At 47.4% G+C, this 9,835-nt stretch carries 5 protein-coding genes; all 5 read left to right on the top strand.

What is annotated here, in order from left to right; genetic code table 11:
- The coding region (locus tag CR164_RS12855; protein WP_146204181.1) for a VWA domain-containing protein at positions 1 to 2,786 on the top strand (2,786 nt) is incomplete at its 5' end.
- A gap of 58 nt (positions 2,787 to 2,844) precedes the next feature.
- Positions 2,845 to 4,293: a TolC family outer membrane protein gene (locus tag CR164_RS12850; protein ID WP_239994564.1), complete on the top strand. Its 1,449-nt coding sequence runs from the start codon at positions 2,845 to 2,847 to the stop codon at positions 4,291 to 4,293.
- A gap of 304 nt (positions 4,294 to 4,597) precedes the next feature.
- Positions 4,598 to 6,775 carry a type I secretion system permease/ATPase gene (locus tag CR164_RS12845; RefSeq protein ID WP_110024397.1) on the top strand — a complete coding sequence of 726 codons (2,178 nt, stop codon included), beginning with the start codon at positions 4,598 to 4,600 and terminating at the stop codon, positions 6,773 to 6,775.
- The gene (locus tag CR164_RS12840) at positions 6,772 to 8,190 is read left to right on the top strand and encodes an HlyD family type I secretion periplasmic adaptor subunit (RefSeq protein WP_110024396.1); all 1,419 of its coding nucleotides are present in this window, start codon (positions 6,772 to 6,774) and stop codon (positions 8,188 to 8,190) included. Before CR164_RS12845 ends, CR164_RS12840 begins: the two co-directional genes overlap by 4 nt.
- 518 nt (positions 8,191 to 8,708) lie before the next feature.
- The coding region (locus tag CR164_RS12835; protein ID WP_146204180.1) for a retention module-containing protein at positions 8,709 to 9,835 on the top strand (1,127 nt) is incomplete at its 3' end.

The following is a 9,835-nucleotide window of genomic DNA, read 5'->3' as shown; positions in this document are numbered from 1 at the left end:
TTGCGGGTAATGACACGGTGCTTGACAGCATCGGTATTACGGTGACGGATACGGACGGCGACACGTCGAACGATACGTTCGATATCGAGATTGTTGATGACGTTCCGAGCGCTACTGGCAACACGGTCGTTGGTTATGTCGAGGAGGAAGCGCTTGAAGGTGGTAACCAGGACAGTAATGATGTTGCCGGCATCAATGGGGACGGAGATGGTAACAATGCGGTTTGGCAAGGCAGTTTGAGCGACTTGTTTCTGGTAGGTGCGGATCAACCGGGTGTCTATGGAGTCAATACTGATACGGATGATTTGCCGGATGATCTTTCATCCGCAGGTGTTGCGGTTAAGTACGATGTTGCGGACAACATGTTGACGGCATATGCCGATGAAGACGGCAACGGTATATTCAATGCAGGTGATCGTGAAGTGTTCACACTGGAAGTCGATGAGACAACAGGTGCCTATACCTTTACGCTCATGGACCAGTTGGATCATCACGATGTTTCCTCTGCCGATGATATCGAAATGTCGTTGGACATTGACCTGTCCAGTGCTGTAGTTGTGCAGGATGGGGACGGAGACGAAGCTCGGCTGGATGGTGGGAGTCTGGTCATTACGGTGCAGGACGATATCCCTGCCTCGAATACGCTGGACGAAACTTTTGCTGCAAAACCGATCGATACCAACCTGGTTATCGTTATTGATGTTTCGGGCAGCATGGGTAATACTGTTAACGGAAAAACCCGATTGGAGATAGCCCAAGAAGCTGTGAAAAATCTTATCGATGAGTACGACAAGATCGGCGATGTAAAAGTACAGATCATAACGTTTTCATCCGGGGCCGGATTGCAAACCTATAACGGCGATGTTTGGCTTGATCCTGACGAGGCAGAAATTGTTATTGATGGACTATCTGCCAATGGCGGCACCAACTATGATGCAGCGTTGCAGGAAGCAATGGATGCATATGGAGAGAGTGGAAAGCTTTCAAATCCGCAGGCGCAAAATGTGCTGTATTTTATGTCGGATGGCAATCCGACAGTTCCTTCCTGGACGGCTTATTATAGTGACGTACAGCATGGTGGCGGCGCCGGGAACACTACAGAAAGGGAGGATGGAATACAACTTGACGAGCAGGCTCAATGGGAAGCTTTTCTCAGGGTTGAAAAAATAGACGCTTTGGCGATTGGAGTTGGCAGTGGTGTATCAACCGGTGATCTGGAGCCGATAGCGTACAATGGAAAAGAGGGGAAAGATAGGGACGCTGTGGTTGTTCAAAATGAAAATGATCTTTCTGACATACTGCTGAGTACTGTAGACCCTGATTCTATCAGTGGGAACCTCGTAAAGGGTTACGGTTCTGATGAAGCTGGTTATGTGAAGTCTATTACTATAGATGGCAGAACGTATTCTTATGATCCTGATGGCAGCGGTGGAAATGGTTCTATATCTGTCAGTGGCGGGACCGATCAGAGTACCTTTAATACACTTACCAAGATTTTGACTATTTCAACCTCGAATGACGGCATGCTTGCTGTTAATATGGATACAGGTGAATATGTTTATTCTTCTCCGACGACTGTAGTTACTGCAATCTATACGGAAAATATAGCCTATCAGATAACTGATTCCGATGGAGATGTTCAATCGGCTACCGGAACAATCATAGTACAGCCGCCTCCTATCATTGGTACAGATGGCAATGATACATTAAACGGAGGCCCTTATAGCGACTACATCAAGGGGAGAGATGGAAATGACACTATTTACGGTAACGATGGAAATGACATGCTCATCGGGGGCGATGGAACTGATATCCTCTGGGGAGGTGAAGGTGATGATATTCTTGTTTTCGACACCGCCGATACAATAGATGGAGGCGCTGGTACTGATACGTTGTTTGTCAAGGCAGGTGAATCGGTTGATTTCACGTCATATGTGTCTCAGCTTTCAAATCTTGAAATTATACAGCTTGACATTGGGGCGAAAGTGCTCGGGCTTTCTCAAAGTGACGTTTCCGGAATAACCGGAGGCAGTATGTTGAAGATTATCGGTAATGAAACTTCAGGTGTTGAACTTGATGGTAGCTGGACAGTTGGCTCTCAGATTTTTGAAGATGGAGTAACGTTCAATGTCTATACAAGTGGTTCCACAACGGTGAAAGTTCAGGATGGTGTGTATCTCTTGACTATCGACAGCAATTCAGGCAGTACAGTTCAGGGAATTAATTCCGGTTCTGAAGACGACTGGCTGATTGGTAACAATGGTAACGATATCCTCAATGGGGGAGCAGGCGATGATTTGCTGGAGGGCGGTGCCGGAAATGATTCATTATATGGCGGCGCTGGTGATGATATCCTGCTTTACGATGCTGCTGACAGTATTATTGATGGTGGCGACGATGTTGATATACTCAGGTTGGATAATGGAGACGATCTTGATTTTTCAGGAACAACACTTTCATCGAAGATAACAGATATCGAGGTTATCGATATGAGTTCAGCTTCTGGAGAGTATGGGTCGAGTGGAAATGATTACCTGTTAGACGATAATGAGATAGAGAATCTGAGCGCTAGAGATGTGATCGATATAACGGACGGCGACAACACTCTCTATATTCTCAGGGGCATAGCGGATATCGTTGAACTTGAGGGTTTTACCTTGTCTGCCTCGGATCAGAACGTGACCCTTAACGGAGAAACCTATGTTATGGACCAGTATACCGGGGTCTACGGTGGAGTGCAAGCAACCGTATACATCCAGGATGGATACCAATACCCTGAAGTGTAAGAGCGTTAAGTTTTATTGTACTTATAAACTAATACCTGTTATGAAGAATAAAAAGAACATGAAAGAAGTGCTAAAGAGTGCGTTCGTGGGAACTTTGCTTGCAGGCATGGTGGCGCCTCATGTCGTATGTGCTCAGGATGCTACGGCAGAAAAAAGTTCCGGAAAGATCACGGTGCAGCCGGTGAGTGGAGCGGTGGAGAAGGCGATCAACACAAACCCTGAAGTCCAGGCAAGCTGGCATGCGTTCATGGATGTTTATGAAGAGCAGGGTGTTGCTCGTGGTGGTTATTTTCCCACTCTTGATGCTACAGCGGATATTGGCCGCGAACGGCGCTGGCGTGACGGGAGCCGGACGGAAGATTTCTGGCGCAAAGGCATCCGGTTGGAGGTGCGACAGATGCTGTTTGACGGTTTCTATACGAACAGTCAGGTCTGCCGCCTGAAACGTTCGAGTCAGGCAAGGTACTTCGAGTTTTTACAGTCGCTTGAAAGTGCAGGCCTGGAAGGTCTTCGTGCCTATGCCGATGTCATGCGGTATCGTGACCTGGTGGACATGGCTCACCAGAACTACGATTATCACCAGGAAATCTATGAGCAGATATCAAAGCGTGTAAAGTCCGGTGTGGGGGCCAAGGTGAATCTGGAACAGATCAAAGGACGTCTGGCGCTTGCGAGTTCGAACCTTATGACGGAGCAATCGAACCTGCACGATGTCAGTGCACGCTACCAGAGGATTGTAGGAGAGTTACCACCGGACCACGTTGAGGATTTCTCGGTAGATATTACAGGGTTACCTTCAACGGTGGGAGAAGCCCTGCCGTTGGCCTATCAGCAGAACCCGTCGTTTCTTGCAACGCTTGCAGATATAGAGGCTTCCGAACAGGCGGTAAGGGTGCAGCAGTCGAAATTTTATCCACGCTTTGATATTCGTGCATACCATGACTGGAGTTGGGATGAGGACGGCATAGATGCCTATGAACGCGAAGCCGCAGTTGAGTTGTTGATGACCTACAACATATTCAACGGCGGATCTGATCTTGCTGCCGTGAAGCAGTATAAAATGAAGAAACTGCGCTCGATGGACATTCGTGAAAAAGTTCGCAGGGAAGTTCGTCAAACCTTGGAAATAGCTTATAACGATAAGTCGGTGTTAGCATATCAGGTCGAGTATCTTGACCAACACAGGAAAAATGTGGCTAAGGTACGTGTGGCATACCGCGATCAGTTCAATATCGGCAAGCGAACATTACTGGACCTCCTCGATACGGAAAATGAGTACTTCCAGGCTCAGCGGGCTTATTCAAATGCATTTTATGACTTGAAAATAGCCGATGCAAGAGCGTTGGCCGGCATGGGCCGTTTGCTGCAGAGTATTGGTGTGGTCCGTGAGGACTTACCGACACAGGAAGATCTTGAGTTGTGTGCGGTTCCTGTTGCAGCAGCAGATCACTTATCTTCTGACGCCGAAGTGACACAACCTGTCAGTGTGACCCCAATGGAGAAGTGATTACAGGGCAGGCCAGTTTGTGATATCGATGTTGTCTTGTATACTGTAGAGTATTCCCTGTAAAAAATAGAGGGAATACTCACTCTCTTTTGCATATTTCCCCTGTTTTTCCCTCCACCCATTAATAATATAATACCGTTGTTCAATGTTACTGTAAATCCATAATGGGTGATTTTCAATCGATCAGATAACAGGTATAGCGGCATAACAGCTTATAATCAGACAAGAAAACAGGAATCTACTGTATGTTTTTTTTGTTATGTTTTGCTGTTGATCAAGGTATAATAAGAATCAGATAAAAAGAATGCAGCAGGACAAAAGCACTCAATTTGCGCAGCAGAATTTGCCGAAGGGGGGTAAAAAACCACATGATCCGCTTGTTGAGTGCTTGATTGTTATAGCGAAGTCTCATGAATTGCCTGTCGAGCGGGACGTTGTTGTTGCCGGGCTGCCTCTCGATAACAAAGGCTTGACGCCTTCTCTTTTTCCTCGAGCGGCAAAGAAGGCCGGTTTCAGCAGTCGTATTGTCAGCTTGCCGCTTGTTCAGCTCAATTCAGCATTGTTTCCTGTGATCCTTCTCTTGAAGGAGAACGATGCTTGTGTGCTGCATCGCCTCGATGTGAGTTCAGGGAAAGCGTTTGTTTCTTTTTCTGAATTAGGTGACGCTCCGGTCGAGCTGCCAATCGATGATATCGATTCACGATTTACAGGGACCGCTATCTATATACGCCCGGAGTTTCGCTATGACGGCAGGACTCCAGAGGTTCGCAACTTGAAGCGCCGTCATTGGTTCTGGAGCGTCATCGAAGAAAACAAACCGCTCTACAAGGACATTCTTGCTGCAGCAGTCATGATTAATCTGTTTGCTTTGGCGATGCCCTTGTTTATCCGAAATGTTTATGACAGGGTGCTGCCGAATCTTGCAGTAGAGACGCTCTGGGTGACTTCGGCGGCGGTTCTTCTTGCACTTGGGGGCGATATAGTTCTCCGTCTCATGAGGGTTTACTTTATCGACCTTTCTTCAAGCCGGGCCGATGTGAAGCTTTCATCATCGATCATGGAGCAAGTGCTTGGTTTGAGGCTGGAACACAGGCCGGCTTCTGTAGGTTCATTTGCATCGAATCTACAGGCTTTCGAGTTTGTCAGAAACTTTATCACCTCTTCAACGATTGCGGTTCTTGTCGATCTGCCATTTGCCTCGCTGTTTATTATTGTCATTGCGCTTATTTCCTGGCCACTGGTTATTCCTGTTCTGCTCGGCGTGGCTGCTGTTTTTCTCTATGCAATGACCATTCAGGGGAAGATGCATGATCTTACTGAGCAGTCGTATCGCGTGGGTGCACAACGTAGTGCAACGCTCATCGAGGGGTTGACGGGTATTGAAACCATCAAGGCGGTCAATGCCGAGAACAGTTTTCAGGCACGATGGGAAAAGGTTGTTGCGCGTTTGGCCAAGGTCGGCGAACAACTGCGTTTTCTTTCTGCTTCGGTCTCAAGCGGGGCGTACATGGTGCAAACTATTGTATCGATTCTCGGTTTCATTGTCGGTGTCTATCTGATTTCTTCCGGCAACCTCACGATGGGCGGTCTGATTGCGGTGTATATACTGACATCGCGGGTGATGTCTCCGGTCAGTCAGAGTGCGGCTTTGCTGGTGCAGTACCATCAAGCTGAAACGTCGCTGACTTCATTGAACACGATTATGGAACTGCCGGTTGAACGCCCGGTTGATGCTGGTTTTGTTTCGCGAAAATCTTGTCAAGGTAATATCGAGTTTCGAGATGTGCATTTTGCTTATCCGAATCAGGAGCGGGAAGCTCTTTCAGGAGTATCGTTCCGAATTCGGCAAGGAGAACATGTTGCCATACTGGGACGAATCGGTTCCGGGAAAACAACCATTGAGCGTTTGATTGCAGGGCTTTATCAGCCGAAAAGTGGAACGGTGTTTATCGATGGCATTGATATTCGTCAGGTCGATCCTATGGAACTGCGTAACAATATCGGCTATGTTTCGCAGGAAGCCATGCTTTTTTTTGGTTCACTTCGTGATAACATCACGCTGGGATATCCTCAGGCAAGTGACCAGGAGGTTTTACGGGCGGCATCAATAGGAACACTTGACCAATTTGTCGACAAACACCCTCATGGATTCAACATGCAGGTCGGTGAGCGAGGTGAGTTTCTTTCAGGTGGCCAGCGGCAAGGGGTGGTTATTGCCAGGGCTGTGATCAACGATCCTTCGATTCTGCTCTTCGATGAGCCTACGTCGCAAATGGATAACACGACGGAAGGCATTTTTAAAACGCGTTTCGAGCAATATGTTCGCCAAAAAACTGTATTGATCGTCACTCATCGGACATCACTTCTCAATCTTGTTGACAGAATTATTGTTATGGATGGAGGAAAAGTGGTTGCCGATGGTCCTAAGGAGAAAGTTCTCGACGCTTTGAAGAAAGGGCAGATCAGGAGAGTGGAAACATGATCGATCCCCGGACAAAAGATGGATTTGAACGACTTGGGGGGTTCATCCGGGAGATGGGTGACAAGGGGCGTGTTTTTGTTGACCGTTTCTTTGACCGGTGGATTCCCATGGAAGAGGAGGAGCGAGCTGACTGGACGGAAGATGCCGAGTGGGCAAAAATGCAGCAAGAGCCGGTCAGAGCACGTGCGGTGCTGAAAATAATGGGAATTACTGTTTTGCTTTTTCTTTTCTGGGCAATGGTTGCACCGCTGGACGAGGTAACAAGAGGGATGGGTAAAGTGATCCCTTCTTCACGGCTCCAGGTCGTCGAATCACTTGACGGGGGTATTCTGGAAGAGATAAGGGTTCACGAAGGCCAGGAAGTGAAAGCCGGTGACATACTGATGCGGATAGATCCCACCCGTTTTACATCTTCTTTTCAGGAGAAAGAATACGAAGTGCTTGGCCTTGTTGCGAAAGAAGCTCGCCTTCGTGCTCTTGCGGAAGGTGTGCCGCTTGAACTGCCCGAAAAGAAGTTGAAAGATGTACCGCAAATTGTTGAGCATGAAAAGTTGCTTTATGCAGAGAGTCTGAAAGAGTTCAATGCTCAAATGGTAATTGTCAAGGAACAGCTTTCTCAACGGCACCATGAGCTTGAAGAGGTCGATGCGCGGTTGGTGCAGGCAGAGCGTAGCTTTAGCCTGGCATCGCAGGAACTTGCAAAAACAGCACCTCTGCTTTCGAGTGGTGCTGTTTCAGAGGTCGAAGTGATAAGGCTGAGGCGTGATGTAGCCAATGCCAGGGGTGAGAGAGATGCCGCACTGGCAAGAAAAGCAACCCTCGAACGCATGCTTGATGAAGCAAAGGAAAGGGTAAAGGAAGTGGAGCTCAAAAGTCGAAATGAGTGGCGCAAAGAGCTCGAGGTGGTACTTAGCAGGATAGCCAGCTTGAGTCAGGGGACCAAGGGCCTTGCTGACCTTGTTGAGCGAACGGAAATCAGAGCGCCTGTCCGCGGGACCGTTCAGAGAGTTTACATCAATACGATCGGAGGGGTTGTCAAGCCGGGAGGCAGGGTGGCCGATATCGTGCCGCTTGGAGACAGTCTGGAAGTGGAAGTGAAAATTTCCCCCAAGGATATCGCCTTTCTGCATCCTGGACAACAGGCAATGGTGAAACTTACCGCATACGAGTTTACCATATACGGGGGGATGCGTGGTGAGGTTTACCATATAAGCGCTGACACGGTCAGCGATGAAGAAGGGCACACTTTTTATCTCGTACGAGTGAAGACACCGGCAACAGCTATCAAAGAAGGTCTTCCGGTGATTCCAGGAATGATGGCTCAAGTCGACATCATGACCGGCAAGCGAACGGTATTGACCTATCTGCTGAAGCCTATTCTTCGAGCGACATCAAATGCCATGAAAGAAAGATAGATCGTGGATATATGATGTGTTTTTCTCTGCAAAATTACGTTTTTGATGCTTTTTTTATTCAGATTTTGTTCTTTATGGTAACTTTTCTTTAAGTTCTCTAAAAGATTACAAGGGACAGTAAAGCAGATTACGTCTGTCCTGGCTAAGTCTTATCATTAGTTGTACAGGGAAGAGGCTGTTTTTACAGGCCTTTTCAAAAACCGCATAAGCTGTACAGGTTTTCCTGCTGTAGTTGTTTGTAGCATAGTATTATTATGTGCCATTTTTGCAGTTTAACTGTAGGGATAGCGTGTTTACATATGTGCGCAATATATGGCGGCCGGTGTGTTATCCCTCCGGTTCTCAGTACCCCCTGATTTCCGTTGTTTTTCGATTACATATTCCGTGGTTTTATAGCCACTGAGAAAAGACGTGTTCTTTTCTCCACTAAAATTATTACACGACACGTTCGATTCGGTGTTTGTAATTCTTGGTAGAAAGGCTGTGCTGAAAAAAGCTTTTTTCAAGCGGAGGATAACATGGATAAGCCCATAGCAACTGTGCTTACTGTAACCGGTACTGTATATGTACGTTCTCAACGTGGTGACATTCGTCTCCTGAAGCCTGGTGATACGGTATATGAAGGTGACGTTGTTCTAACAAAAAGTGATGGGAGCGCTGAGCTTCGGCTTATCGACGGTGAGGTTCTTTTTATCGGGGAAAGCCAAACTGTCAAAATGACTGAAGAGTTTTCCGAGCAGAAGCAGGAAATAAAAGACTCTGCAGAAAAAACCGATGAGGAGGCCGAAGAAAAAGCCGCAGATGCGAAAGAGGGACAAGATAGCAGTCAGATTGTTGAGGAGCAATCCGATTATCCTCACGGGTTTATTCGTATTGAGCGTCTTCAAGAGGCACTTGATGCTCCGGACTACCGTTTTGTTTCAATTTTAGGCACCTATGAATCAACGCTGAATGGAAGAGCAGGTGATCCCGATCCATTTTTAGAAGGTCGTGCGACACATAATCCCCGAATCGAGTTCACGTTAGCTCCGGTTGACCCTGTAGAACGGGAAGCTGTTGTAAGGTTGTTCAGGGAATTCGAGGCGAGAGAGCGTGTTATCGATACTGAGCCGGAAATAGGAACCCCTGAGAATGCGCTTGTCGACGAAGATGATTTATCGCCGAACGGTAACGACCAGTCCCAGGAACCATTGGATGGTGGCTCTCTTGGTGTGGTTCCAGGCGGCGATGGAGTCGACACATTTTTTGACGGTAATACTCCACCGGCCGGCCTTGAATCTGCAGGCGAAGAGGTCAAATACTATGTTTCACCTGATGGTCATACTCTTATCGGGTATACCGGTGATCTTCCTCCAGATGGAGTTCCAGCCCAGGAACAGAGAGTTTTTGAAGTCGTTATCAATGATCCTGCGTCCGAGGATGGTAACCAGTCATACACATTCACTCTTCTTGGACAGCTCGATCATCCTGAAGCCGATGGTGAAAATCAACTGTTACTGACATTCAACTTTACCGTTGAGGAGAATGATGGGGATTCGGCTTCTTCGAGTTTTAATGTGACTGTTATCGATGATATTCCGGTTGCCGAAGATGCGGTCGAGCAGGGTTATGTGGAAGAAGAGTCGTTACCGGGGGGTAATGATGA

The organism is Prosthecochloris marina (assembly GCF_003182595.1).
GTDB lineage: Bacteria > Bacteroidota > Chlorobiia > Chlorobiales > Chlorobiaceae > Prosthecochloris > Prosthecochloris marina.
Note: the sequence above shows the minus strand (reverse complement) of the source record. Positions and strands in the feature narration are given on the sequence as shown.